The 24,005-nt window shown below is 65.0% G+C and carries 23 protein-coding genes, 1 tRNA gene and 1 pseudogene; 6 read left to right on the top strand and 19 right to left on the bottom strand.

All coding sequences use genetic code 11. From position 1 onward, the window contains the following. Nucleotides 1-62 precede the first annotated feature (62 nt). Both ACUCV3_RS20620 and ACUCV3_RS20615 read right to left on the bottom strand, forming a co-directional pair. Complete coding sequence (locus tag ACUCV3_RS20620) at nt 63-962, bottom strand: tetratricopeptide repeat protein (RefSeq protein WP_279728982.1); 900 nt, start codon at nt 960-962, stop codon at nt 63-65. Further along, on the bottom strand, nt 962-1,714 hold the full coding sequence (locus ACUCV3_RS20615) for an alpha/beta fold hydrolase (protein ID WP_482241084.1): 753 nt from the start codon (nt 1,712-1,714) through the stop codon (nt 962-964). The genes ACUCV3_RS20620 and ACUCV3_RS20615 overlap by 1 nt, the downstream gene beginning before the upstream one ends. 158 nt (nt 1,715-1,872) lie before the next feature. Here ACUCV3_RS20615 and ACUCV3_RS20610 point away from each other — a divergent pair. Then, nucleotides 1,873-1,959: transfer RNA gene (locus tag ACUCV3_RS20610), tRNA-Leu, on the top strand. A gap of 176 nt (nt 1,960-2,135) precedes the next feature. Continuing rightward, on the top strand, nt 2,136-3,365 hold the full coding sequence (locus tag ACUCV3_RS20605; protein ID WP_482241083.1) for a tyrosine-type recombinase/integrase: 1,230 nt from the start codon (nt 2,136-2,138) through the stop codon (nt 3,363-3,365). A gap of 123 nt (nt 3,366-3,488) precedes the next feature. On the opposite strand, the pseudogene ACUCV3_RS20600 reads toward ACUCV3_RS20605, so the two are convergent. The 17 genes and pseudogenes from ACUCV3_RS20600 to ACUCV3_RS20520 form a co-directional block, all read right to left on the bottom strand. Then, nucleotides 3,489-3,854, bottom strand: a pseudogene (locus ACUCV3_RS20600) (cytidylyltransferase domain-containing protein); the annotation flags it as partial. 8 nt (nt 3,855-3,862) lie between these two features. Continuing rightward, nucleotides 3,863-4,870, bottom strand: coding sequence for a KpsF/GutQ family sugar-phosphate isomerase (locus tag ACUCV3_RS20595; protein ID WP_482241082.1), 1,008 nt, complete (start codon nt 4,868-4,870; stop codon nt 3,863-3,865). 246 nt (nt 4,871-5,116) lie between these two features. Then, entirely contained in the window at nt 5,117-5,371 is a 255-nt protein-coding gene (locus ACUCV3_RS20590; RefSeq protein ID WP_482241081.1) for a hypothetical protein, read from the bottom strand. Nucleotides 5,372-5,416: 45 nt separating this feature from the next. Further along, nucleotides 5,417-5,713: a hypothetical protein gene (locus ACUCV3_RS20585; protein WP_482241106.1), complete on the bottom strand. Its 297-nt coding sequence runs from the start codon at nt 5,711-5,713 to the stop codon at nt 5,417-5,419. A gap of 52 nt (nt 5,714-5,765) precedes the next feature. Then, the gene (locus ACUCV3_RS20580) at nt 5,766-5,981 is read right to left on the bottom strand and encodes a DNA-binding protein (protein ID WP_482241080.1); all 216 of its coding nucleotides are present in this window, start codon (nt 5,979-5,981) and stop codon (nt 5,766-5,768) included. After that, on the bottom strand, nt 5,978-6,208 hold the full coding sequence (locus ACUCV3_RS20575; protein WP_099232118.1) for a DUF2274 domain-containing protein: 231 nt from the start codon (nt 6,206-6,208) through the stop codon (nt 5,978-5,980). Before ACUCV3_RS20575 ends, ACUCV3_RS20580 begins: the two co-directional genes overlap by 4 nt. A gap of 1 nt (nt 6,209) precedes the next feature. After that, nucleotides 6,210-7,394: a TraB/TrbI/VirB10 family type IV secretion system protein gene (locus ACUCV3_RS20570; protein ID WP_482241079.1), complete on the bottom strand. Its 1,185-nt coding sequence runs from the start codon at nt 7,392-7,394 to the stop codon at nt 6,210-6,212. Beyond that, a complete protein-coding gene (gene trbG, locus ACUCV3_RS20565) occupies nt 7,391-8,230 on the bottom strand; it encodes a P-type conjugative transfer protein TrbG (RefSeq protein WP_482241078.1) in 840 nt (279 codons plus the stop codon). The genes ACUCV3_RS20570 and trbG overlap by 4 nt, the downstream gene beginning before the upstream one ends. After that, on the bottom strand, nt 8,227-9,054 hold the full coding sequence (gene trbF, locus ACUCV3_RS20560) for a conjugal transfer protein TrbF (protein ID WP_482241077.1): 828 nt from the start codon (nt 9,052-9,054) through the stop codon (nt 8,227-8,229). The genes trbG and trbF overlap by 4 nt, the downstream gene beginning before the upstream one ends. Nucleotides 9,055-9,057: 3 nt before the next feature. After that, on the bottom strand, nt 9,058-10,371 hold the full coding sequence (gene trbL, locus ACUCV3_RS20555; RefSeq protein WP_482241076.1) for a P-type conjugative transfer protein TrbL: 1,314 nt from the start codon (nt 10,369-10,371) through the stop codon (nt 9,058-9,060). A 137-nt stretch (nt 10,372-10,508) separates the two neighbouring features. Next, complete coding sequence (trbJ, locus tag ACUCV3_RS20550) at nt 10,509-11,264, bottom strand: P-type conjugative transfer protein TrbJ (RefSeq protein ID WP_482241075.1); 756 nt, start codon at nt 11,262-11,264, stop codon at nt 10,509-10,511. Continuing rightward, entirely contained in the window at nt 11,264-13,723 is a 2,460-nt protein-coding gene (gene trbE / locus ACUCV3_RS20545; protein ID WP_482241074.1) for a conjugal transfer protein TrbE, read from the bottom strand. Before trbE ends, trbJ begins: the two co-directional genes overlap by 1 nt. A 10-nt stretch (nt 13,724-13,733) precedes the next feature. Next, complete coding sequence (locus ACUCV3_RS20540) at nt 13,734-14,006, bottom strand: VirB3 family type IV secretion system protein (RefSeq protein WP_048939123.1); 273 nt, start codon at nt 14,004-14,006, stop codon at nt 13,734-13,736. Nucleotides 14,007-14,014: 8 nt separating this feature from the next. After that, on the bottom strand, nt 14,015-14,356 hold the full coding sequence (locus tag ACUCV3_RS20535) for a TrbC/VirB2 family type IV secretion system protein (RefSeq protein ID WP_482241073.1): 342 nt from the start codon (nt 14,354-14,356) through the stop codon (nt 14,015-14,017). Between the two features lie 3 nt (nt 14,357-14,359). Beyond that, complete coding sequence (gene trbB / locus ACUCV3_RS20530; protein ID WP_482241072.1) at nt 14,360-15,394, bottom strand: P-type conjugative transfer ATPase TrbB; 1,035 nt, start codon at nt 15,392-15,394, stop codon at nt 14,360-14,362. Continuing rightward, on the bottom strand, nt 15,391-15,792 hold the full coding sequence (locus tag ACUCV3_RS20525; protein WP_278393273.1) for a ribbon-helix-helix domain-containing protein: 402 nt from the start codon (nt 15,790-15,792) through the stop codon (nt 15,391-15,393). The genes trbB and ACUCV3_RS20525 overlap by 4 nt, the downstream gene beginning before the upstream one ends. Nucleotides 15,793-15,794: 2 nt before the next feature. After that, the gene (locus tag ACUCV3_RS20520; protein ID WP_482241071.1) at nt 15,795-17,837 is read right to left on the bottom strand and encodes a conjugal transfer protein TraG; all 2,043 of its coding nucleotides are present in this window, start codon (nt 17,835-17,837) and stop codon (nt 15,795-15,797) included. A gap of 612 nt (nt 17,838-18,449) precedes the next feature. On the opposite strand from ACUCV3_RS20520, the gene ACUCV3_RS20515 reads away from it, so the two are divergent. From ACUCV3_RS20515 to ACUCV3_RS20500, 4 genes are all read left to right on the top strand, one after another. Continuing rightward, the gene (locus ACUCV3_RS20515; protein ID WP_482241070.1) at nt 18,450-19,376 is read left to right on the top strand and encodes a HEPN domain-containing protein; all 927 of its coding nucleotides are present in this window, start codon (nt 18,450-18,452) and stop codon (nt 19,374-19,376) included. Nucleotides 19,377-19,601: 225 nt separating this feature from the next. Beyond that, on the top strand, nt 19,602-20,192 hold the full coding sequence (locus ACUCV3_RS20510) for an RNA polymerase sigma factor (protein WP_482241069.1): 591 nt from the start codon (nt 19,602-19,604) through the stop codon (nt 20,190-20,192). Beyond that, on the top strand, nt 20,189-21,271 hold the full coding sequence (locus ACUCV3_RS20505) for a FecR family protein (protein ID WP_482241068.1): 1,083 nt from the start codon (nt 20,189-20,191) through the stop codon (nt 21,269-21,271). The genes ACUCV3_RS20510 and ACUCV3_RS20505 overlap by 4 nt, the downstream gene beginning before the upstream one ends. A gap of 59 nt (nt 21,272-21,330) precedes the next feature. Continuing rightward, the gene (locus ACUCV3_RS20500; protein ID WP_482241067.1) at nt 21,331-23,883 is read left to right on the top strand and encodes a TonB-dependent receptor domain-containing protein; all 2,553 of its coding nucleotides are present in this window, start codon (nt 21,331-21,333) and stop codon (nt 23,881-23,883) included. Nucleotides 23,884-24,005: the final 122 nt, after the last annotated feature.

Genomic DNA, 24,005 nt, shown 5'->3' with positions numbered 1-24,005 from the left:
CCGCTCGGTCGGCGAACGGGCGGGATCGGACGGGGGTTCCGTGACAAAGTCTTGCTGATCAATCAGCCCGCCGGCTTGGGTGCCGTTGCCTCCGGTTCCAGACGTCCCAGATTTTCCGCCGCTGCCTTGCCGGCCGGTGCATCCGGCGCCAGCTTCACCGCCCGCTGCCAAGCCGAGCGGGCGATGTCCGCATGATCTGTGAGGACGGCGATATTACCCTCCTCCAGCGCGACCGAGGCATCATCGGGCGACAATTGCACCGCGCGGGCGATATGCGCCTGGGCCAGTGCCAGTTCGCCGGTGCGGCGCGCCAAGGTAGCGGACAGCAGCCAGGCAAGCGGATCCTTGGGCGCCTGGGTCAGCGCGGTGTCGAGCGAACCGCGCGCGCCATCCGTATCGCCCAGCGCGACCAGCGCACGGGCGCGATCGAGATGCAGTTCGCCCTTTTCCATGCCGTCGGGCAGGCCGCGTGCCAGCGCCGCGTCGAAATCCTCCCGCGCCTTCTTCGCGTCGCCGCTGGCAAGGGCGGCATTGCCGGCCTGGCCCCAGAGGCGCGCGCTCTGGACGATCTCGCCGCCGCGCTCGGCTTCCTCCGCCGCCTGTTCGAAGGCGACGATCGCCGGCCCCCAGCGCTCCGCCCGCGACAGGGCAAAGCCCATGCAGTGGCGGGCGTAGAAGCTGCCGCCGTCGATCCGCCAATTCTGGGCGAAGGTGATCGCCTTGTCCGGCGATTCCAGCGCCTGGTCGAGGCAGGCCTGGAACGGCCCAGCAAATTTGGCCGGGACCGGGATGCGCCCGTCGGCGTCGGGCGCCGAACGGGCGGCCGCGGCCTGTTGGACTGACGCTGCGGAGGCGGCCGCCGCTGCGGCATCCTCCTTCTTCTTGCGGCTGTTGCGCATCACCGCCTCGATCTCGGGATCATAGGCCTGCATGAACATCAGGAGGGGGAGGATGACGGGCATCAGCGATTGTCCAGAAGAGCGGCGACGGTGCGGATCAGCAGGGCGATGTCGCCGTCGCGGGAAAGGCGATGGTCGCCATCCTTAATGAGGAGCGTCTGCACATCGGATGAACGCAGCCGATCGGCCGTGCGCAACGCGATTTCCCAGGGGACATCCGTATCGCACTGGCCCTGGAGCAGCCGGACCGGGCAGTCGATCGCGATTGCATCGTCCAGCAACCTATGCGCCTGACCGGACTGCCAGAAATCCAGCGTCGTTACATAGGGATGGTCGCCATAGGGCGTGGGTTCCTCGATCCGCCCCTCGGTCGCCAACAGCGCCTTGTCGGCATCGGTAAAACCCCACTGCGTGAAGTCGGGCGCGGCGGCGATGCCGACCAGCCCCATGATGCGATCCGGGCGGGCCAGCGCGATCAGCAGCGCCAGCCAGCCGCCCATCGACGATCCGACCAGCAGCAGCGGCCCCTGCGTCAGCCCGTCGATCAGGGCCAGCGCATCGTCACGCCAGCTGGCGAGCGTGCCGTCCTCGAACCGGCCCTCGCTGGCGCCGCAACCAGCATAGTCGAGCCGCAACATCGCCCTGCCCTGTTCGCCCGCCCAGGCGTCGAGCGCGATCGCCTTGCTCCCTTCCATGTCGGACATGTAGCCCGGCAGAAAGATGAGGGTCGTCCCCTCCCCCGGACGATGGCGATAGGCGAGGCGCAGCCCGTCGGCACGCGCGAGAAATTGAGGGGAAGATTCGGGCGCGTTCAAGTTTCAGAGGCTCCATCGCTGTGGACCGGGGCACGGCATGGCCCCGGATTGCCATGTTTTGACGGCAAAAATAGCCCTTTCCCGTGAAAGTTCAAAAAAAACGCATTGCCGCGTTGACAGGTCTGGAGGCCGCCGTTAGAGGCGCACTCCTACCCCGTGCCCAGATGGCGGAATTGGTAGACGCACCAGCTTCAGGTGCTGGCGATCGCAAGGTCGTGGAGGTTCGAGTCCTCTTCTGGGCACCACTGGCGCCTCTGGATTCGTCCAGAGGCGTCCGGTAAGCGGCTGGTTTCACAGCATTTTCTGACAGAGAATCGCCAGACACCGTCCGGTGAAATCCGGCTAGGACCACCAGCAGCAGCCACAAATGTTGCTCTTTTTGGTGCTCTCGGATTGACCCGGCTTTGCTGGGAAATCGACCATGCTGACTTACATACAGATCAATGCCGCCAAGCCGAGAGAGAAGGCCTGGAGCCTGAGCGACTCGCAAGGTCTCCTTCTCGTCATTCAACCCAACGGCTCGAAGCTCTGGCGCTTCAAATATCGTTTTCTCGACAAGCAGAAGACTCTCCATCTCGGCGGCTGGCCGCACGTGAGCCTTGCCGATGCCCGGGTGCGGCGTGACGAGGCGAAGAGGAAGATCGCGGAAGGGCTCGATCCCGCGCTGGAGAAAAAGCGCGCAAGGATTGCCGCCAAATATGCAGCTGCCAACACTTTCCAGGACGTGGCGAAAGAGTGGCTCGTCAAATGCGAGCGAGACGGCCTCGCCCAGGTGACCGTAGACAAAATCCGCTGGCTGCTCGCTAAGGCCTATCCGATCATAGGCAGTATCCCGATTGCGCAGATCACTCCACACGAGGCGCTTGCGGTGCTGCGCAAGGTAGAGGCGACCGGTGCCTTTGAAAGCGCACGGCGGATGCGAAGCGTCCTTAGCCGCGTTTTCCGCTATGGCGTCGCGACGGTGCGATGCGACAAGGACGTTGCGGCCGATTTGCGTGGTGCAATCGCCTCGCCAAAGGTGAAGCACTTCGCCGCCATCACTAAGCCGTCGGAAGTCGGTGCGCTGCTGCGGGCCATCGACGGATACAGCGGTCACAAGGTGACGGTGATGGCGATGCGGCTGTCGCCGCACGTTCTGCTCCGCCCGGGCGAACTAAGACAGGCGGAGTGGGCCGACATCGACTTCGAGGAGGCCATCTGGTTTATTCCTGCCGAACGGATGAAGATGCGTCGCCCGCATCGGGTACCGCTGTCCCGTCAGGTAATTGACATGCTGCAGGAACTGCATGAACACACCCATTGGTGGAAGTATCTTTTCCCGGCTCTCGGTCGCCCGCGCAAGGCGATGTCGGAAAATACGGTGAACCAAGGCCTCCGACGCCTCGGCTACACGAGCGACCATATGACGGCGCATGGCTTCCGCGCGATGGCCGCCACCCTTCTCAACGAGAGGGGAGAATGGAATCCCGATGCGATTGAGCGGCAACTCGCGCATGTCGATACCAACCAGGTTCGACGGGCTTACGCCAGAGGCGAGTATTGGGACGAGCGCGTACAGATGATGCAGAGTTGGTCAGATTATCTCGACGAGTTGCGAGATGGCGGCAAGATTCTCCGCCCCAGCTTTCCAGCGGCGCGGCGCGTGGTTTGAACTCGGTGCGACACGCTGGTGATCCTCGGATCGCCAGCGTGCTCCAAAAGCGCGAATTCATGCCAAGGAACTTGTAATGTCCAAGGACGTCAAGCCAACTCCGCTTGCCGTGCCTGTCGCCCGGGTCGCGACCTGGGCTCCGGCATCCAGCGCCTCGATCACCGAGCCCAGCGCTCCCTTGGGCTGGAAGGGCGAATCCCCCTGGAGATTGACGACGAAGTTCGGCTGGACGATCTGCGCACAGGCAGCGCGCGCACGGCACGAGCCGGTGGCGATCGCGCTGTCGGTCATCACCGGGTCTCAGCCGGCGGCCTGCGCATGGGCTGCGATCCCGTCATCATCGGTGGCGACGACCAGAGCGACGCCGGCTCGCGCGCCGATCGCCGCGCGCGCCATGGCGATCGTGCGATGCAGCAGACTGCGCCCCGCAATGAGGCGCAGCGGCTTGCGCGGCAGGCGGGACAAACCCGCCCGCGCCGGAATGACCACCACTATAGTCAGGCGACCCCGGCGTGCAGCAGGTCATGCATGTGGAGCGCCCCGACCAGGTCGCCATCCTCGCACACGAACAACAGGGTGATGTTGCGGTCATGCATAATGCGCAGCGCTTCCGACGCCAGTTCATTCGGACCGATCGTCTGGGGCTTCACGGTCATGACACGGCCGACCGCGTCGGTCAGATTCTGCTTGCCGGTCACGGCCCTGCGCAGATCGCCATCGGTGAAGGCACCAATCAGTTGACCGCCCTGGTTGACGACGGCCGTGCCGCCCAACCGCGCACGCGTCATCTCGATCGTGGCGTCGAGCAGCGAGGAATCTTCGCACACCCGCGGCACATCGTTGCCCGCCAACATCAGTTCGCGCACCTTTACGAGCTGCGCGCCAAGCCGGCCATTGGGGTGGAACTTATAGAAATCATCAGCCGAAAAGCCGCGCATTTCCATCAACGATATCGCCAGCGCATCGCCAAAGGCCATCTGCAAGGTAGTCGATGTGGTGGGCGCCAGCATGTTGGGGCAGGCTTCACGCACCGCCGGCATCAGCATGCAGATATCGGCGGCCTCGGCCACGGTGCTCCGCGCCTGCGCCGTCATCGCCAGCAGCGAGATGCCGAAGCGCTTGCAATAATGGATGATCGGTCCGAGTTCGGTCGATTCACCTGAGTGGGACAGCATCAGCACCACATCGTCGGGGGTCACCATGCCCAAATCGCCATGGCCGGCATCAGCCGGATGCAGGAACAGCGCCGGCGTGCCGGTGGAGGTCAGCGTCGCCGTCATCTTGCGCGCGACGATGCCGCTCTTGCCGATGCCGGTGACGATGACGCGTCCACGGACATTGATGATGGTTCCAACGAGCCGCACAAAGGCCGCGGAAAATTCCCGGTCGGAAAATTTGGCTTCGAGTGTATTGAGCCCCCTGGCTGCCAGGGCGAGACTGCTGCACGCTGTCTCCACAATATGCGCACCCGAGCGGAACGGTACGATCTTCGAAACTGTCGACACGCTTCTTTTCCTTCTTTCCGCGTATCGCCGCCGATATGTCCGACTGACGCCCGCGGTGTCGATGCGCCTTGACCAGCGCAACGTCCATCCCTTGTTCCGCGACCCCAAGCCGATTTCTCAATCAGCACCCGGCAACTGTCTACGCCATTCCAGGCACTTATGACAATGCGTTTCGCAAGTGCAAAAAAGGTTCGCAGCATTGCGGAAAAAGCTAATTTAAAGAAATTTTAGATGAAACGAATTAAATTACAGATGAGCAGAGGAACTTCTCCTCCTGTCGGCTTGGTGGTTGAAAGAACCCTGCACCCTGGTTGCACCAGTAACCAAGCCGGTCAGCTGAATGGTTTGGTAGAAATCGCGTTCCGAGCCCTCATGCGCGCTGCATGCGGCATAGATCATAGCCTTTTCAGCGATGTCGTGCTCCGTTCGGAACTTGCTGAAAATGTCGAGAAGTGCGTAATACTGCCACGGCTGAGAGAAGCGCACACTGCTAGCGCGCATGGTGTTCAACATCCTTGTCGGGAACACCGACGATCACGCCCACGATCACGCCGCGCTATGGGCCGGCAAGGCGCTGGCGCCGACCCCGCCTATGATATCTGTCCGCAAGCTCGCAACGGTCGCGAGGTGAACCAGGCGATGGCGGTGATCGGACCGGATCGGCGCAGCCTGCTCGAGAATTGACGCCTGTCCGCGCCCTCCTTCCTGTTGAGCGACGCGGACGCGCGAGAGATCATTAATATTCAGGCCGAGATGATCTTTGTCGCGTGCCCGGAGATTTGCGACGATGCCGGATTGGCCAAGGTCGATCGCGCCTTCCTGTGGCGGCAACAGCTTCTCCACGACTATGCGTTTGAAGATTACGTTGACAGATCGCCAGCCGGGCTCTGACCTCTCAGATCGGATCATCCGCGACTGAAGCGTCATTGCCAGTCAGCAACTTCAAGCTACTATACTGGACAAGGGTCGCTCTTCCCACCTTTACCGTGTCGAGATCGCCCGACTGGATCAGTTCATAGATGCGAGAGCGGCTCAGACCCGTGATACGCACCGCTGTAGAGATACGCACGGTCAGTGGCTCGATCTTCTTTTCCCAGGCACGCTCGATCATTTCTGCCCCCGTTGTGCGATATCGCGCGCGCGAGTGAAGCTGCGGTCGCTCTCGAGGAACGCGGCTAGCATGGCCGGAATCAGATCGGCAACCGGCTCCTCGACTCCATAGGCAGAGGCGTACAACTTTGCGTAGGATTGCAGCGATGCCTGCAGGTCTGGCGTGATGGTTATGGCGAGCTTGACCGGGGTGCGGTCGGGCAGCTTGCCCAATTTGAGATCGGCCATGTCAGCTTATCCTTTCCCGCCAGGGTGCCAGCACAAGATCGCGGGTGACCAGCACGCGCACCGGCGCACCCGGACGGATCGTGATAGTCGGCTGGATATCGAGGTTGCGCTGCGTGATATGGTCGCCGGAGCGCGCGGTGTTCGACTGCGCGGATTCGCGGATCGACTGGACGAGATCGCTCTCGCCTGAGATAGACAGTTCCGAGCCAACCCCGAGCATGGTCGCTATCGCCACCCCCTTCAGCAGCGACCATGTGTGGAAGTCGACTTTGTCCGAAACGCCCGCATAACCAGCAGCATCCGTGGCGGGCATATTGTCGAACTGGATAGAACTGCCATTCGGCAGGATCAGCCGCTGCCAAATGACGAACGCGCGTCGCTGCCCGAACGCGACCACGCTGTCGTACTTGCCAATCAGGCGGGCACCTTGCGGCACGAGCAGGATGTTGCCAGTGACCGTGTCGAATACGTTCTGTGTCACCTGAGCGGTGACCATGCCAGGCAAATCGGAGTTCAGCCCAGTGATGAGGCTGGCAGCAATCACGCTGCCGGCAAGCAGGCTATTGGGCGATATGGGGTCAACCAGCCCATTAGAGTTGATGTGCCCATCGGCGCGCGTGAACGCGAATTGCTCCTTGCGCGTGCCGGGCGCGGCCTGCGGTGCCGTCGGAGCGCTCGGAGCAGCCAGCGTTGGATCGATCGAGGCAGAGACAGTGGCAGTTGGCCCACCCAACACGTGCGCCATCAAACCAGACTCCCGCGCGGCCTTGAGATCGGCGAGGCGCTGTTGCCGGGCAGCCTCTGCAGTATCGACATGTTGGGGCGCCGCAGTCGCCACAGCTTGCTGCTGCGCGCGCAGGATCGGACGCCCGAGATCGCCTGGCAGTGGCGGGCCGAGCTTGGGCGCATCGCCGTAGCTGTTAGGCAGCCCTGAAAGCGCGTCGGAGGCAGGCTTCGCCATCGGCTGCGACAGTTCGCTATCCTGGGCAACCTGCCGGAAAACTTGCGGCTTCAATGCCATCCAGGCGATGCCCATCAGGCTTGCCGACCCAAGCGCCACCGCACCGATGATCGCGCCGCGCTTGAACCGAATGGCGCGAGCGGGCCGCGAGCGGATCGACAGAGTTTCGGGATCGACTTTCGGCGGCGCGGCAGACTCCGGGGAAGCTGCGACGAGATCGGTCATGTGCCCCTCCGCTTGGCGGTAGGCGACACACGATCAATGTGTACCACCTGCTGTTTCTTCGTGCCGAGCCGGAGTTCGGCGGCATTGAAGATGCGATCGACGACATAGAATCGCTCGCGCAGACGATAGTTGACCAACTCGGCCTTGCCATCCGTGCCGATCACGAACAGCGGCGGCGCCTCGCCGGTCGCCAGCGACGCTGGAAACTCGACATAAGTCTTCGACCCGTCGTCGAACACGCGTAGCGGCCGCCAGGCCGTCCGGTCGCCGCGGATAGCATAGTTGAAATGCAGCTGTTCGATGGCGAGGCCGCTGGCAATCGGCACCGCGGCCTGCGTTGCTTCGGCCTTGCGGCGCAGCGCGATCAGCTCGTCCTGCGGATAGGTCCAGCGCATTGACGGCAGGGCCGTGCCTCCGGTGCTGACCAGCCCGACATGATAGGCACGCCTGTCGGTGGTGATGACCAGGTTCGTCAGCAGGCCGGCCGAGATGGGTTTCACCAGCACATGGGTCTGCTTGGCGGCGCCCGAACCGCTGGTCGTATCACCAATCACCCAGCGCGCGGTGTCGCCGCTGGCAACTGCGACGAGGTTTTCGCCAGGCTGGAGCGCGATGTCGGTCACCAGTCCCGGCGCGGCATAGACCTGATAGATCGTGCCCTCGCTGAACGTATAGACTTGCGATCCGCTGACGAACCCAGTCGCGGCCGGTTGCACTGTCGCACTCCGCATCGCCGCCTGCACATTCCTCAGCACCGATGGCACGGTTTGTTCCTGGGCGAGCGCAGGGCTCGCCGCAATTAGTCCGGCGAGCGCCGGCAGCATGAGATAATTCATGGGTTGGTCTCCTGTTTGTTCGTGGGAACCAGTACGGGTTGGTTGGCACCGAGGGCGGGATGGAAAGGCGATGCGAGCGGGAGGTTGGCCGGCGGCTCGGTTGCAGGACGCGCAGCGGGTGTCGGCGACGGCGAGGGCGCCGTGTCGAGTTCGCGGCTCCAGTCGATCGCATTGACGTAGATGCCGAGCGGGTTCTTGCGCAGCATATCGGCCGAGGTCGGCGGGCGGGTGACGGTGGTGAGGATCGCGGTCCAACGGCTTACCCCGGTCTGCGAACCGCGCTCGAAAGTCGTCTCGATCCACTTCACCTGGAAGCTCTTGTCCGAGGCGCGGACCACGCTCGTCACCTGCACCGAAACCGTACGTGTCCCCATATTGGCGAACGGCAACGCTGAGCGGGCATATTCGCCGAGGAACTGCGCGCCCCGCTTGGTCACGAAATCATAGGCCTCGAGCCAGTCGCGGCGCATCAGCACCGGGTCGAGCGACACCGACCGGACGTTGGTGATGAAGTGCGAGAGGTGCCAGGCGACCTGTGCGTCGGTCGGAAGATACGCGACATCGGCCGCCAGCACGGCGCGCGCCTCGCCCAGCCGATCCACCTCGACGACATAGGGCGTCACCCGGCTCTGCAAGGATTGCCAAGCGAGACCCGCCGAGGTGCCAGCGGTCAGCGCGAGGCAACCAAATGCCATCAACCGCCAGTTTCGCGCCTGCACCCGTGCCGAGCCAATCCGCTCGTCCCAGATTTGGCCGGCGCGCTGGTACGGCGTCTCGGGAGGTGGCGTGCGCCCGTAGCGCTGTGCGGTTCGCTTGAAGAACATGGCTCAGTCGTTCCTTTCCTTGATGTCCGGGGTGGCGGATCCACCGCCACGGTCGCCCTGCTGGAGCGTGTGGATCGCCTGGCTCTGGCGATGGCGGCTCGTTTGCTGGTCGCGCATTGCGCGCGCCCAGGCGGGCGTCCCGCCGGCCTCCCCGCCGCCGCCCGGTCCACTTGGATTGGATGGCGGTGGACTTTGGTTGAGCGCATCCCAGGCAGCCTGGCGGCCGCCGGCCGCGGCTTCGCCGAGGCCAAGGGCGCCGCTCACGCGGGACCGCGCGGCATTCCCCGCGGCGCGTGCCACACCGCCGAGGCCCGCGCCGGCCGAGGGGGTGGCAGCGGTCTCGCGACCAAGCTGATAGGCCGTCGATGCGGCCGACCCCATTGCCGTGCCCGAGCGGACAGCGCCCAGGGCAGCGCCACCCAGAGCGCGCGCTCGGCCTACGGCTGCACCACCGGCCAGCATCGTCACCCCGGCAGCACCGACGGCGGTGCCGAGCGCTGCACCGGCACCAAGCTGGGGTGCGCCCGACACCAGGCCCGAGGCGATCGCCGGACCGAATATGCCCAGGCCAAACAGGGAAAGGCTCGCGAGCACGAGGCTCATGGCCTGCCCTATGTCCGGTTCCTGGCCTTGCAGCGCGTCAGTGAACTCGGTGAAGAAATTGGAACCGATGCCGACGATAACGGCGAGCACCATCACCTTGATGCCGGAGGAGACGACGTTGCCCAGCACGCGCTCGGCAAGGAAACTCGTTCGGTTCCAGAGCGCGAAAGGCACGAGGATGAAGCCGGCCAGCGTGGTCAGCTTGAACTCGAGGATGCAGACGAACATCTGCACCGCAAGGATGAAGAAGGCGACGATCACCAGCGCCCAGGCGAACAGCAGGACCATGATCGTCAGGAAATTGTCGAAGAAGGTCGTGAACCCGACCATCTCGCTGGCCTGTTCGAGCAGTGGCCATGCGGCCGAGAAGCCCGTCCCCGCAAGCCGCCCGGGCTTGAGCAGGTCATCGGGCGAGAGCGTCCCGCCACCGGCCGTAAGGCCAGCCTGCGTGAACGAGCGGAAGATGATGTCGGCTAGTCGAGAGAAGCTGTTCAGGATGAAGGCGAACGCGCCGACGTACAGGATCTTGCGCAGGAACCGGCCGATGACATTGTCCTCGCCGCCCATCGCCCAGAACAGTCCGGCAAGCGTGATGTCGATGCCGATCAGCGTCGCGGTCAGGAACCCGACATCAGGCCCAAGCAGTCCGAACCCACTGTCGATGTAGGTGATGAACGCCTGAAGGAAGCGATCGATGACATTGAGGTCGTTCAATTGACTGCCTTCCTGATGGAGCGAAGAGGTGTCGCGGGGCGCGGCTGGGGAGCTGGACCGCGCCCCACGACGGCGATCGAGGGCATGAGAGGGAGCGCCGCCGACCGCGGACCGGATCAGCCTGGAGCCCGAGGGGGCTATTCAGGCGTGTAGGCCGATCCGGAACCGAGGAACTTCTTCGTCGCTGCACGTGCTTCCGTCGCCTGCGTTGTCCGGCGCGCCTGCTCGATGGCCTCGCTGCGGAACTGCGCGGCCATCATGTGCTGGAGCTGGAACTGCTGCTTGGCCGTGAGCGCGAGAAGCTGGTTCGTCGCTTGGCTGACCTGGAGCGATCCCTCGGCACCCTGGCTGCGCACGACGATGTCGGCCAGCGCCTCGGTGTCCGACTGGATGTTCTCGACCACCTGGGCCTGCACGGTCATCGTCTGGCGGAACGCGCCCATGCTGGCGTCGAGGCGCCCCCGCGCGTCGCGTACGCGGGTATCGGTGCGCAGTACCGAGCTAAAGTCCTGGGGAAACAGCGACTGGAACTTGTCGTCGAGCTGCTCGACCCGGAAATCGATGGCCTGCGCGCGGCCCATCAGCCGGTCGATTTCGGTGAGCTTGCGCTTGAGGGCGTCGAGCTGCGGGAAGTCGATGCGCGTCAGGTTCTTGCCCATGTTGACCAGCATCTGCGCTTCGTTCTGGAGTTGCTGGATCTGCTGGTTGACGGTCTGCAGCGTGCGTGCAGCGGTCAGGATGTTCTGCGCGTAGTTTCTCGGATCGAACACGACGCCGCCGAACTGGGCGTGTGCCGGGCTCGCCGTTATCGTCATCGCGCCCATGCCAAGCGCGCCGCACGCGCCGAGGCCGAGGACGGTCGCGATCACATGCTTTCGAGTGAGGACACGCATTACTTGTCTCCTTCTTGGGGGGCTTGGGAAGCGGGAGGACTGGGGTAGTCGGCGGCGAGATCGGCCGCCCAGTTGAGGCCGGCATCGCGCAGGAAGGCTTCGGCGAAACGGCCGTGCCCATGCTCGGCGAGGACCGCATCGATCCGGGCTTGCGCTGCGGGATCAGACGAGCCGCACAAGGCCAGCGCGATCGGGCCCAGCCCCAGTTCGAACAGCCGGTTGCCGCGTGCGGACTGGAGGTAATAGTGGCGCTTGGGGGTGGCCCGCGCGATCAGCTCGACCTGCCGGTCATTGAGGCCGAAGCGCGCGTAGATGTCATGACCCTGCGGCTCGATCGCCCGATCGTTGGGCAGCAGGATCCGCTGCGGGCAGCTTTCGATGATGGCCGGCGCGATCGCGGAGCCCGCAATGTCTGCAAGGCTTTGCGTCGCGAACAGCACAGCTACATTCTTCTTGCGCAGCACCTTCAGCCATTCCCGGATGCGGGCGGCGAAAAGCGGATGGTCTAGGAAGATCCAGGCCTCATCGAGGATCAGCAAGGTCGGGCGGCCGTCGAACCGCTCTTCCAGCCTGTGAAACAGATAGGTCAGCACGGGCGCGACCGCGCCTGCCTGGCCCATCAGCGCCTCGGTCTCGAAGCACTGGACGTCGGCCAAGCTAAGATGCTGTTCGGCGGCATCGAGCAGCCGGCCATGCGGGCCTTCGAGCGTATAGGGCTGGAGCGCAAGGCGCAGCGCGTTCGACTGCAGCAGCAGCGCGAGTCCGGTCAGGGTTCGCTCCTCGCGCGGCGCGGAAGCAAGGCTGCCGAGAGCGGTCCAGATCGCGTCTTTCACTTCCGGCGTTACGACCAAGCCCTCGTGCGCGAGCAGCGCCGCGATCCAATCTGCTGCCCAGCTTCGTTCGCCCGCATCCCCGATGTTCGCAAGCGGCTGGAATGCGAGCGTCTCGCCGTCGGCCTCGGCCGAACCGAGCGCGTGATGGGCGCCGCCCATCGCCAGTACGGCCGCCCGCGCGCTGTTACCCTTGTCGAAAATATAGACCTGCGCGCGCGGGTATCTGCGGAATTGCAGCGCGATGAGGCTCAGCAGCACCGACTTGCCGGCGCCCGTCGGCCCGACGACCATCATGTGCCCTACATCACCGACATGGGTGGAAAGCCGGAACGGCGTCGAGCCGGCGGTCTTCGCAACCAGCAATGGCGGTCCGTCGAGGTGCCCATTGCGCACCGGCCCGGCCCACACCGACGAAAGCGGCATCAGGTGCGCGAGATTGAGCGTATGCACCAGCGGTTGCCGGACATTGGCGTAAGTCTGGCCCGGCAACGAGGAGAGCCAGGCCTCGACCGCGTTGACGGTCTCGCGGACGCAGGTGAAGCCAAGCCCGTTGACGATCCTCTCGACGGCGCGGACCTTGTCCTCCACCGCCGTCCGGCTCCGGTCCCTGACCGTGATCGTCGTGGTCAGGTAGCCGAATGCGACATGGTCGCCGCCAAGCACCTGGAGCGCCTGGTCGGCATCGGCCACCTTGTTGTCGGCATCGCTGTCGAGCAATTGCGCGGGTGAATTATAGAGCACCTCGCGGAGAATTGCGGTGATGGACTTGCGCTTGTTGAACCATTGGCGCCGGAGCGAGGTGAGCGTCTTGGTCGCTTGGCTTTTGTCGAGCGCAATGAAGCGCGTGACCCAGCGATAGCCAAAGTCCTGGTGGTTGAGCGCATCGAGGATGCCGGGACGGCTGAAGCTCGGGAAGCCGAGGATGGTCAGCGTACGGACATGCAGGTCGCCAAGGCGCGGTTCAAGCCCGCCGACCAGCGGCGTGTCGGCGAGGATGCCGTCGAGATACATCGGCGTTTCTGGCGCGGCGACCCTATGATGACGGTCGGAGATCGCGCCATGCAGGAATGTCAGCGTCTCGCTATCGTCGAGCGGTCGCACCTGCGGCATGAAGCCGCAGAGCAGGTCGAGCACGCGGTCGGTCTCGGCGACGAAGCCTTCCAATGCGCCGCGCCAGTCGCGTGTATTTTCGCCATCGGGCCGCTCCACAAGGCTCCGCCCCGCACGGTCGGTAGCATCTGCGGGCGGAAGCCACGTCAGGGACAGGTGACAGCGGCTTTCGAAATGCGTCCCCGCCGCCTCGAAGGCCGCTCGGCGCTCGCCATCGACGAGCCAGCTCGCCGCATCGGCAAAGCTACTGTCGGGATAGGCCTGCGCCTCGCGCCGCTCCGCGTCGAAGAATAGCGCCCAGCCGCTGCCGAATCGCTTGAGCACATTGTTCGCCCGCGCGCAGGCGGCGACCAACTCGGCCTCGGTCGCGGACTCGAGGTCTGGACCACGGAAGGCAAGCACCCGCAGAAAGCTGCCGTCCTTGTTGAGCACCACGCCGGGCGCCACCAGCGCGGCCCAAGGCAGGTGATCGGCAAGGCGCTCGGCGGACGCGCGATATTCGCCCAGGAACATCATTTTAGGTGCCTCAGCATGCGAAATATCCCTTCTGGCGGATGTGGCGCAGGAGGACCGGCGCGAAATCGGGATCACGGCGGGCGGCCATCACGGCGATGCTATGGCCGACGGCCCAGAGCAGCACCCCGGCCAGCCACTGCTGGAGGCCGAGGCCGACCGCTGCCGCCAGCGTGCCGTTGACGATCGCTAGGCCCCGCGGTGCGCCGCCGAGCAGAAGCGGCGAACCCAGCGCGCTGTGGATCGGCACCTCGTAGCCGTCGATATGCTCCGCTCCGGAGGACATGGTGCGAGTCACGAGATCAATGCTCCGCCGCCGAAGCTGAAGAAGGACAGGAAGAAGCTCGAGGCGGCAAAGGCGATGGAGAGACCAAAGACGATCTGTATGAGCCGCCGGAACCCGCCCGCACTCTCGCCGAAAGCGAGTGTCAGGCCGGTCACGATAATGATGATCACGGCGACGATCTTGGCTACCGGGCCCTGCACGGATTCCAGCACCTGCTGCAGTGGTTCTTCCCACGGCATGCCGGAGCCGGCCGCCTGGACCTGAGCGGCGAGCGTCAGCGCGAGGCCGATCGCGGCGCCGACAAGCGACGAGCGGTTGGCGATGCGGCGGGGATTGGGGGCAAAGGTCATGGGTCAGATCTCCTTCGGGCTGGACTTGGGGGGATTGAGCTTGGGAAGATCGGCGAGCGCGTAGGCGCCGGTGTCGGGGTCGAGCCCGGCGACACGCGCGATCTTCGAGACGCGGCGGTTGATGCCGCGCCCGGAGATGAAGACGATGATGTCGATCGCCTCGGCGACCAGTCGGCGCGGCACGGTGACGACCGCCTCCTGCACCAACTGTTCGATGCGGTAGAGCGCGGCGACGGCGCTGTTGGCGTGGACCGTCGCGATCCCGCCGGGGTGACCGGTGTTCCAGGCCTTGAGCATGTCGAGCGCTTCGGGGCCGCGCACCTCGCCGACCACTATGCGATCGGGACGCAGGCGCATGGTCGAGCGTACCAGTTCGGTCATCGACACATGCGGCGGTCGGGTACGGAGCGCCACCGTGTCGGGCAGCGGGCATTGCAGTTCGCGCGTGTCCTCGATGAGGATGACGCGGCTATCGAGCCCCGACTGTTCTGGCGCCATCTCGGCGAGCAGCGCATTGGCGAGGGTCGTCTTGCCCGAGCTGGTGCCTCCGGCGACGAGGATGTTGCAGCGCTGGGTGACAGCGGTGCGCAGGGCGTCTGCCTGCGCCTCCGACATCAACCCATCGGCGATATAGTCGTCGAGCGTGTGCAGCCTCGTGGCAGGCTTGCGGATGGAGAAACAGGGTGCGGACGACACTGGAGGCAGCACGCCTTCGAAGCGTTCGCCGGCGCAGCCCTCAATATGCGGCGGCAGCTCGGCCGATAGGATCGGGTGCTCGGCATGGACCTCGGCACGGACATGGCTCGCCACCAGCCGGATGATCCGCTCGACCTGGTCCGGTTCGATGCGAACCTCGGTATCGATACGGCCTTCGCCGAGACGGTCGAGCCGCAGCGCCCCGTCGGGGTTCACCATGATCTCGGTGACTTGGCTGTCGCGCATCGCGGCGGCAATGTCGCGGCCTAGCGCCGTGATCAGCATCCGGCGACGGCGCTCAGCCGAGGTTGCCGGCCCTGCGGTGTCTGGGCGGCCGCTCATTCGCCATTCTCCAAAGAACCGGCCAGGGTGCGCCGCCCGGTCGAGACTTGCCGTCCGACCTGGGTCACGAAGGCTTCGAACCTCTTGGCACCGAGCGCCCGACCCGCCTGGTCGTTTTCGGCGAGCGGCGTCTGGATCGCGAGTTCGAACCGGATGAAGAGGGCGAGCGTCTCGAGGATCACATAGGTGTCGCGATCGACCCGGCCGATCGCCTGCGTGAGCCGGTCGAGGCGGATCGCGAACCGATCCTCCAGCTCCGATGCACCCCGGCGATTGAGCCAGGCAGTGACTGCATCGACGAGGATGGCCGACTTGCTGGCGCCGGGCCTGGCGGCGAGCGCTTCCAGCCGATCGGACAGCGGCTTGGGCAGGAACAGCTGATGGCGGATCTTCTCCATGATCAAAATCCCAATTGGAGGTCGTCGGGGCGATCCGAGGCGGCATCGAGGCCGTAGACCGTGCGCACGGTGCCGAGCTGCTGGACCCGTTCCATCGCTTGGGCAGAGGCGGCCTGATCGCCATCGCCTTCGCCAAGGCCCAGGGGGTCGGCGACCTCTGGCTCGATGACGACCGCTGGTTCGATGTCGTGCGCGGGGTGACGCGCCTGCTCGAGGCCGCCGGCGTCGGCTCCTTCATCGGCATCATTGCCGGCAGAGAGGCGAATGTCGGCGCCGCGAACCTGTCCAGCCCAGTCATCCGGGCGAGCTGCCGGAAGGTCACGATAGCCGGCACCATCCAGTATCGGTGCAGGCGAGAGCCGCTCTGTGAAGCGGCGATCCTCGTAATAGCGCAGCTTCTTCACGCGTATCGGAGGCTGTCCAGAGATCAGGACCAGCCCATCCGTGGGCGCAAGCTGCATCACCTCGCCGGGCGTCAGGAGGGCCCGCGCAGTCTCCTGGCGGCTGACCATGACGTGCGCCAGCCAGGGAGCGAGCCGGTGCCCCGCATAGTTGCGCATCGCGCGCTGTTCGGTCGCCGTACCGAGCGCGTCCGAAATCCGCTTGGCAGTTCGCTCGTCATTGGTGGCAAAGGCGACGCGCACATGGCAATTGTCGAGGATGGCGTTGTGTTCGCCATAAGCCTTCTCGATCTGGTTCAGGCTCTGCGCGATCAGGAAGGCGCGAACCCCGTAGCCCGCCAGGAACGCGAGGCTCGTCTCGAAGAAGTCGAGCCTTCCCAGCGCCGGGAACTCGTCGAGCATCATCAGCAACCGATGTCGGCCCTGTGCGGCCTCGCCGTCATTGCCGACGCCGTGCAATTCCTCGGTCAACCGGCGGCCGATCTGGTTGAGGATAAGGCGAACAAGCGGCTTGGTGCGGCTGATGTCGGACGGCGGCACCACAAGGTAGAGCGAGATCGGATGCGCCGCTCCGACGAGATCGGCGATGCGCCAGTCCGAGGCGGCGGTTACTGCAGCGACGGTCGGGTCTCGATAAAGGCCGAGAGACGACATGGCGGTCGACAGCACGCCGGAGCGTTCGTTCTCGCTCTTGTTGAGCAGTTCACGGGCCGCAGAGGCGACCACGGGATGGACCAGCGGCGCATCCGCCGTACCGAGATGGTTGGTGGCCATCATCCTTCGCAGGGTCGCGGCGAAGCTGCGTTGCGGGTCCGACAGAAGGCAAGCGACGTTGGCGAGTGTCTTCTCTTCCTCGGCATAGAGGACATGGAGGATGGCGCCGACCAGCAGCGAATGGCTGGTCTTCTCCCAGTGGTTGCGACGCTCCAGCGCACCCTCGGGATCCACCAGGATGTCGGCGATATTCTGGACGTCGCGGACTTCGTTCACCCCGCGCCGGACCTCGAGCAGCGGATTGTAGCGCGCCGAGCGAGCGTCGGTCGGATTGAACAGCAGGCAGTGCGAGAAGCGGGCGCGCCAGCCGGCGGTCAGTTGCCAGTTCTCGCCCTTGATGTCGTGTACGAGGCAAGAGCCGGTCCAGGAAAGCAGGGTTGGAATGACAAGGCCGACTCCCTTGCCCGATCGGGTGGGCGCGAATGCCATGACATGTTCGGGGCCATCGTGGCGCAAGTCATCGCGATCGATGCGCCCCAGCATGACGCCGTGCTGGTCGAGGAGCCCGGCACCCTTGATGTCCCGGTGCGTCGCCCAGCGGGCCGAGCCATAGGTGGTCAGGTTTTTGGACTGGCGCGCGCGCCATATCGAACCGAAGATCGCCGCGCCGCAGCCGACGAAGCCGCCAGCGGCTGCGATGCCACCCGCCTTGTCGAAGACGATGGGCGCATAGGCATCGAATGAAAACCACCAGGCAAAGATCGACCAGGGGTGATAAATCGGCTGGCCCAGCAAGGCGAACCAGGGGGCGCCAAGCTCCGGCTGATAAGCGAGCTGCGCCGCGGCCCATTGCGTGGCGGTCCAGATGCCCGCGAGGATGATCGCGAGCACTATGAGGATCTGTCCTATGAGTAGCTTTGTCGGGGTCATGCAGGCCTCCGCCCCGGTCCGGGAAATGACCGCGGGCTAGGGCATAGGTTCACTGAAGAACGGCTCTGGCGTCAGGGCGTCGCTGGTATCGCGAGGCATCTCCTCGCGGTCCCCGGCGACCGGTTTCGGACCGGCGCCAAGTTGGGGCGGCGAATCGCACTTGCAGTTCGCTACCGCCTGGCGATCGATGGCATCATCCCGGCCCACTGACGGCCAATGCCCGTGCCGCCTTCGATGCGCAGGAACAGGGGCACGCCAACCGGCAGGCTTGGAATTTCACGCGGCGGCAGTCGCCGATCCCGTCTGGTCCATGCCGATCACCTCGCGTCGCGGAGAAGATCGATCGCGTGGACGGCGCCGGCCCGCGGCGGCAGAACGGCCTCGCCGCGATGTCCTGAACGCCAATCGGCCGGTCGCTGTCGATCGGGGACGGATCTTGAATCGCTTTTGCAGCGGCCGCCTCCAACCTTGTGCTTCGACGCTTTCCCGTTCTATATTTGTGCCGCTTGTTTGCCTGGCCTGCATAGCAACCGGTCCCGCCCACGCATTTGGAGTTCGCACGCTTTGCGCATCGCCGTCCCCTCCCTTGGCAGAGCGCGCCAAGCCTGAGCCATGCGGAGCGATCTCGATCATCTGCCGCTACACAAGCAGCGCGAGCTGGACCTTGTCGTTGAAATGCTGTTTCAGGGGCTTCGCGACGCCACCGTCGCGGCGACGGGGCGGCGCAAGTCCGGCCGGATCCTCAAGATCATATTGTTCGGATCCTATGCACGCGGCGACTGGGTGGATGCCCCGCTCGATGCCAACCGGTACAAGTCCGACTATGACCTGCTGGTGGTCGTCAACCAGAAGGACCTGACGGATCGTGCAACCTATTGGGACGAGACCGACCAGCGGATCGTCACCGCCTATAATTTCGAGAAGACCCTTGGCACGCCCGCCAATTTCATTGTCCACTCGCTGCAGGAGGTGAACGACGGGCTGGCGCATGGCCGACTGTTTTTCATGAATATCCTCAACGACGGCATCCTTCTCTACGAATCCGACGATCGACCGCTGAAGACGCCGGTTCCCAAGACGCCGGACATGGCCTTGGCGGCTGCAGAGGATTATTTCGCCGAATATATGGCTGACGCAGCAGAATTTTTTGGCGGTTACCAAGACGCCATGCGCCGTGAGCATTTCAATTTGGCGGCGTTTCTCCTTCATCAAACGGTTGAGAATCTCTACCAGGGCCTATTGCTTACTTTCACTTTCTATACCCCTTACGATCACAATATTCTGTTTCTGCGGGACCTTGCCGAGGATATCGATCGCAGCCTCTTCGACGTCTGGCCGCGCGGTACGCGGCGGGAGCGCGCGCTCTACCAGAAATTGAAGGACGCCTATCGCAAGGGCCGCTATTCGCGCCATTACAGGATCAGCCGCGAGGACCTGGAATGGCTCGCCGGCCATGCCGAGGTCCTTGGACAGCGCGTCCATGCCTTGTGCCAGTCGCGCATCGCCGAATTGCGCAGGGCCGTTACCGACCAGGCTTGAGCCGGCGTCTTGCGCCCTTCGCACCTTTGGCTATCATGGGTTCCGGAGGCGTTGATCGCCGGCACCCGCCTCCCTCCTGTTCTGCCAGGCATCACTACATCCGTCCCTGCGGTCGGGTGGCAGGGGTTTTTCTAAAGACCTCGCGCGTCGCTAGCTCTCGCCAACCCCGGACCGCCCCGGGGCGCGACGACTGCTGGCCCGACGAGGTCGTGCGTTTCCATGCCAATGCGACATGCCCGGGCGCTTGCCGGCGAACGCCGCATCGCTGTGCAACCCGCCGACCAAGACCCCGGTGAAGACGCGCACGAAATTGGCGGCAAGTCCAACAGGATCGAGGGGCTTTACCGGGCGGAGGCGCCGCGCCTCACCCGCTACTTTCGTCGTCGCATCGGCGAGGCGGACGAGGCGCCCGATCTCGTGCAGGAAGCCTTCGCGCGGCTCGCCGCCTTCATGGCGCGCGAGGGCCTGGCCAACCCGGCGCCCTATCTCCAGCGCATCGCACGCAATCTCCTGTTCGAACGGAGCCGCCGCCGCGCGCGCCGCATGGCCGCCGCCCATGTCGCCATCGGCGAGGAAGCCGACATCGCAGTGCCGCCTGCCCAGGAGGAAGCCCTCGCGCATGCCGACCTCATGGCGCGCTACGAGGATGCCGTGCAGCGCCTTCCCGACCGGACCCGCGAGGCATTCCTGCTTCACCGCCTCGACGAACTGACCTATCGCGAGATCGCCGAGCGGCTCGGCATCTCCATTCCCACCGTCCAATATCATGTCGGGCGGGCACTGGCACAAATCTCCACGGCTCTTGAAACCGAATGACACAGATGGATGGATCGCGAACGCCCGAACTGCGCGAGGACGCTGCCATGTGGTTCGCTCTCATGCGCGGTCCCGAAGCCGAGACGCAGCGCATGGAGTTCGAGACCTGGCTTGCCGCCGATCCGGCGCATCGCCAGGCCTATAGCCATATCAGCGAGGTGTTCAGCCTCGGGAAAGGGCTCAAGCCCGCCGTCGAGGTCCCGGATGCACGCCGTCCCGCGAGACAGCCCATGCTGCTTGCCCGGATGATGGGGAGCCCGCTCCTCATGCTGCTGCTCCTTCTTGTGTCCGTTCCCATGCTGGTCGGCCTGACCGTGGCTGCGATGCGCGCGATTGGCCCGGGCCATCCGCTCATCCAGGCGGACGGAACGGGCAGGGCACCGGTCGCCGAGGCGAGCCTCGCCACGTCGCCCGGGGAAGTGCGGGCATTCCGGCTGGCCGACGGATCCCGCCTGATCCTCGATGCCGACAGCCGCGTGCGCGTCATCCTCTCGGCCGAGCGGCGCGACCTGTCGCTGCTGCGTGGGCGGGCGCGCTTTGTCGTCGCGCATGAGCCCCGACCGTTCGTCGTCGCGGCCGGCGGGGGCTCTGTCCTCGCGCGCGGCACCATCTTCGATGTGACGCTTCGTGCCCAGGGCGCAACCGTCGCGCTTATCGAAGGCCAGGTCGATGTCCGCCAGCCCGCCATGGGCACGGCCGCAGGATCGCCCCGAAACAGCGGAGAGGTGACGCGCCTCACCGCCGGCCATGGCATCGCGATCGGTGGGGGGAAGGGAGTGGCGCTTCAGGCAATCCCGGTGGTCCAGGCCGACTGGCCGAGTGACCTGCGCGATTTCAGGAACGTGCCGCTGCGCGATCTGCTGGCGGAGGCGAACCGCTATGCCGACAGGCCTTTGGTCCTGGCCGAGCCCGGGCTCGGCGACCTGCGCGTCTCGGGCATCTTCCGCGTCCGCGAGCCCGCGCGCCTCGCCGCAAACCTTGCAGAACTGCTCGATCTCTCCCTCGTCCAAGGCCCGTCAGGCATCGCACTTGGGCGACGCTGCGCTGCGCACGAAAAAAATTCGTGCCCGCCCTCATAAATTTCGCCTGACCGGCATGGATGCCCCTGAACAGCCTGCAACGGGACAAGGGGGTATCCATGAGCAACAAGAGAACGAGTGCATTTTTCCTGGCGGCGAGCCTGTGGGCGCTGGCCGTTCCGGTCGGGGCGCAGGAACCACGCCAGGAGTTGCACCTGCCTGCCCAGGGGCTCGGCGATGCGCTGCGAGCGCTCGGCAGCGCCGCCCGGCGCGAGATCATCTTCACCTCCGACGCGGTCGCCGGCAAGTCCGCCGCTGCTCTCGACGGCGCCTATACGTTCAAAGAGGCACTCGACACGCTGCTGGCTGGCAGCGGCCTGTCTACGGTCGAGCGGGATGGCACGGTCCTCGTCGTGGGGCGATCGCAGGCGCCGCAAGCCGCAGCGGCCCAACATGGTGAGGATGCCGCGATCCTGGTGACAGGGTCGCGCATTCGCGGAGCGCCGCCGGCCTCGCCGGTCACCGTCCTGAGCAGCCGCGAAATCGCCCAGGCCGGCCAGACCGACCTCGGCGAGGCGGTGCGCACCCTGCCGCAGAGCTTTGGTGGTGGCCAGAACCCGGGCGTGGCGCCAGGCGCGCCCGGCAGCAACAACAACCAGAATTCGGGCTCGAGCATCAATCTGCGCGGCCTCGGGCCAGACGCGACATTGACCCTGCTCAACGGCCATCGCCTCGCCTATGGCTCCTTCACCCAGGCCATCGACGTCAATGCCATCCCGCTTGCCGCGGTCGATCGCATCGAGATCGTCGCTGACGGTGCCTCGGCGCTCTACGGCTCGGATGCGGTGGGCGGCGTCGCCAACATCATTCTGCGCAAGGACTATGAAGGCGCCTCCGCCACTGCGCGGCTTGGTTCCGCGACCGATGGCGGCAATACGCAGCAGCAATACAGCCTCGTCGCGGGAACGACCTGGAACGGCGGCGGCCTCATGGCGACCTATGATTTCGAGCGCGACACCGCGATCACCGCCCGGCAGCGCAGCTATACCCAATATATGCCGGGCAACACGACCTTGCTGCCTGCCGTGAAGCGGCACAGTGCGGTGCTGAGCCTGCACCATGCGCTCTCTCCCGACCTCACCTTCAGTATCGACAGCCTCTATAATTGGCGGCGCGCTCCCACCGTCCTGCAGGTGCCTGGCGGGTCGCGCTACACGACCGAGCCGACCAACCAGTCCTTCGCGATCGCGCCGTCGCTGTCTTTCCAGGCAACGCCCTCGCTCTCCTTTGCCATCAGTGGCGTCTATGGCGAGGACCATACCGACACCAGGCAGTTCACCACCACCGCGGCCGGCGCGGTCAGCGCCTATCCCTATTGCTACTGCAATAAGGTCAAGTCCCTCGAAACGACATCGCAGGGCGACTTGTTCGACCTGCCCGCCGGCACGGTAAGGTTCGCCGGCGGCGCCGGCTATCGCGACAATGGCTATCTCAACCGCTCCACCAGCCTGCCCGAGCCGATCGACGTCCACCAGGACAGCTATTATGGCTTCGGCGAAATCTACGTCCCGCTGGTCTCGCCAGGACAGGCGGTCGCCGCGATCCATCGCCTGTCGCTCACCGGCGCGCTGCGCTACGAGAAATATCCCGGTATCGACGACGTGCTGACACCCAAGCTGGGCTTGATCTATGCGCCGAGCCCGGACCTGGACCTCAAGGCATCCTGGGGCAAATCCTTCAAGGCGGCAACGCTTTACCAGCAGTACCAGCCCCAATATGCCTTTCTATATGACGCGACGACCCTGGGTGGTTCGGGCTACCCGGCGGGCGCGACCGCGCTGTTCACCAATGGCGGCAACCGGGCGCTAAAGCCCGAGCGCGCGACCTCCTGGTCGGCGACCCTTGCCGCCCATCCCCGCGCCGTTTCCGGGCTGCGGCTGGAGGCGAGCTATTTCGAGATCGCCTATCGCGACCGGGTGGCGCAGCCGTTCCAGGGCACCGACTTCTACAACGCGCTCGGCCGGCTGACCCTCGACGATTTTGTCGATCCCTATCCTGATACCGAGCAGCAAGCGGCGCTGATCGCCGCATCGCCCGTCCCGCTCTTCAACTATTCGGGGCGGGCCTACGACCCGGATGCAGTCGTCGCCGCCGTCTACAACAGCTTCTTCAATGTCGCGCGGCAGAAGATCCGCGGCGTCGACCTCATGGCCCGTTATGATGCTGAGCTCGATAGTGGCGACAAACTGTCTCTGGCAGGCTCGGCGTCCTGGCTGCAGTCACGCCAGAGGCTCGACCCGTCGCTGCCTTATACCGAGCTTGCCGGGACGATCTTCAACCCGCCGCACTGGCGGGGCCGAGCCGGAGCGACATGGACGCGCGGCCCCCTGAGCGCATCCGCCTTTGCCAACCATACCGGCGGGGTGGACGACACCCGCAATAGCCCGGCCGTCCGGGTCGGATCGCAGACGACCTTCGATCTCGCGCTTGTCTACCGCCCATCGCAGGAAGGGCTGGTCCCGGGCGTCGGCTTCGCGCTGGCCGTCCGCAACCTTCTCAATGACAAACCTGCCTATGCGCGCGCGGTGGCGAACTATTATGTCAGCTACGATTCCACCAACCAGTCCGCGATCGGTCGCTTCATCAGCGTCTCGCTGACCAAGGAGTGGTGAGCGATGACGGGTCCTGATCTTCCCGCAGCTGGATCGACGCAAGTGGCGGCGCGACGGCGGGGTCGTCGCTTCGTTGGCCGCGCATGCGGAGGGAAGCGACATATCGCCCTTGGCGGCCTTGC

This window comes from Sphingobium sp. VMM (assembly GCF_056790315.1).
Note: the sequence above shows the minus strand (reverse complement) of the source record. Positions and strands in the feature narration are given on the sequence as shown.

Bases quoted from the DNA above. Each gene is read 5' to 3' on its own strand.
- ACUCV3_RS20570 (WP_482241079.1), bottom strand. From the start codon at position 7,394: ATGACCGATCTCGTCGCAGCTTCCCCGGAGTCTGCCGCGCCGCCGAAA.
- ACUCV3_RS20505 (WP_482241068.1), top strand. From the start codon at position 20,189: ATGACACAGATGGATGGATCGCGAACGCCCGAACTGCGCGAGGACGCT.
- ACUCV3_RS20580 (WP_482241080.1), bottom strand. From the start codon at position 5,981: ATGATCGAGCGTGCCTGGGAAAAGAAGATCGAGCCACTGACCGTGCGT.
- ACUCV3_RS20500 (WP_482241067.1), top strand. From the start codon at position 21,331: ATGAGCAACAAGAGAACGAGTGCATTTTTCCTGGCGGCGAGCCTGTGG.
- ACUCV3_RS20525 (WP_278393273.1), bottom strand. From the start codon at position 15,792: ATGGAGAAGATCCGCCATCAGCTGTTCCTGCCCAAGCCGCTGTCCGAT.
- trbF (WP_482241077.1), bottom strand. From the start codon at position 9,054: ATGTTCTTCAAGCGAACCGCACAGCGCTACGGGCGCACGCCACCTCCC.
- ACUCV3_RS20590 (WP_482241081.1), bottom strand. From the start codon at position 5,371: ATGCGCGCTAGCAGTGTGCGCTTCTCTCAGCCGTGGCAGTATTACGCA.
- trbE (WP_482241074.1), bottom strand. From the start codon at position 13,723: ATGATGTTCCTGGGCGAATATCGCGCGTCCGCCGAGCGCCTTGCCGAT.
- ACUCV3_RS20520 (WP_482241071.1), bottom strand. From the start codon at position 17,837: ATGACCCCGACAAAGCTACTCATAGGACAGATCCTCATAGTGCTCGCG.
- trbB (WP_482241072.1), bottom strand. From the start codon at position 15,394: ATGAGCGGCCGCCCAGACACCGCAGGGCCGGCAACCTCGGCTGAGCGC.
- ACUCV3_RS20535 (WP_482241073.1), bottom strand. From the start codon at position 14,356: ATGACCTTTGCCCCCAATCCCCGCCGCATCGCCAACCGCTCGTCGCTT.
- ACUCV3_RS20605 (WP_482241083.1), top strand. From the start codon at position 2,136: ATGCTGACTTACATACAGATCAATGCCGCCAAGCCGAGAGAGAAGGCC.
- ACUCV3_RS20510 (WP_482241069.1), top strand. From the start codon at position 19,602: ATGCGACATGCCCGGGCGCTTGCCGGCGAACGCCGCATCGCTGTGCAA.
- ACUCV3_RS20575 (WP_099232118.1), bottom strand. From the start codon at position 6,208: ATGGCCGATCTCAAATTGGGCAAGCTGCCCGACCGCACCCCGGTCAAG.
- trbG (WP_482241078.1), bottom strand. From the start codon at position 8,230: ATGAATTATCTCATGCTGCCGGCGCTCGCCGGACTAATTGCGGCGAGC.
- ACUCV3_RS20515 (WP_482241070.1), top strand. From the start codon at position 18,450: ATGCGGAGCGATCTCGATCATCTGCCGCTACACAAGCAGCGCGAGCTG.
- ACUCV3_RS20620 (WP_279728982.1), bottom strand. From the start codon at position 962: ATGCCCGTCATCCTCCCCCTCCTGATGTTCATGCAGGCCTATGATCCC.
- ACUCV3_RS20540 (WP_048939123.1), bottom strand. From the start codon at position 14,006: ATGTCCTCCGGAGCGGAGCATATCGACGGCTACGAGGTGCCGATCCAC.
- trbJ (WP_482241075.1), bottom strand. From the start codon at position 11,264: ATGCGTGTCCTCACTCGAAAGCATGTGATCGCGACCGTCCTCGGCCTC.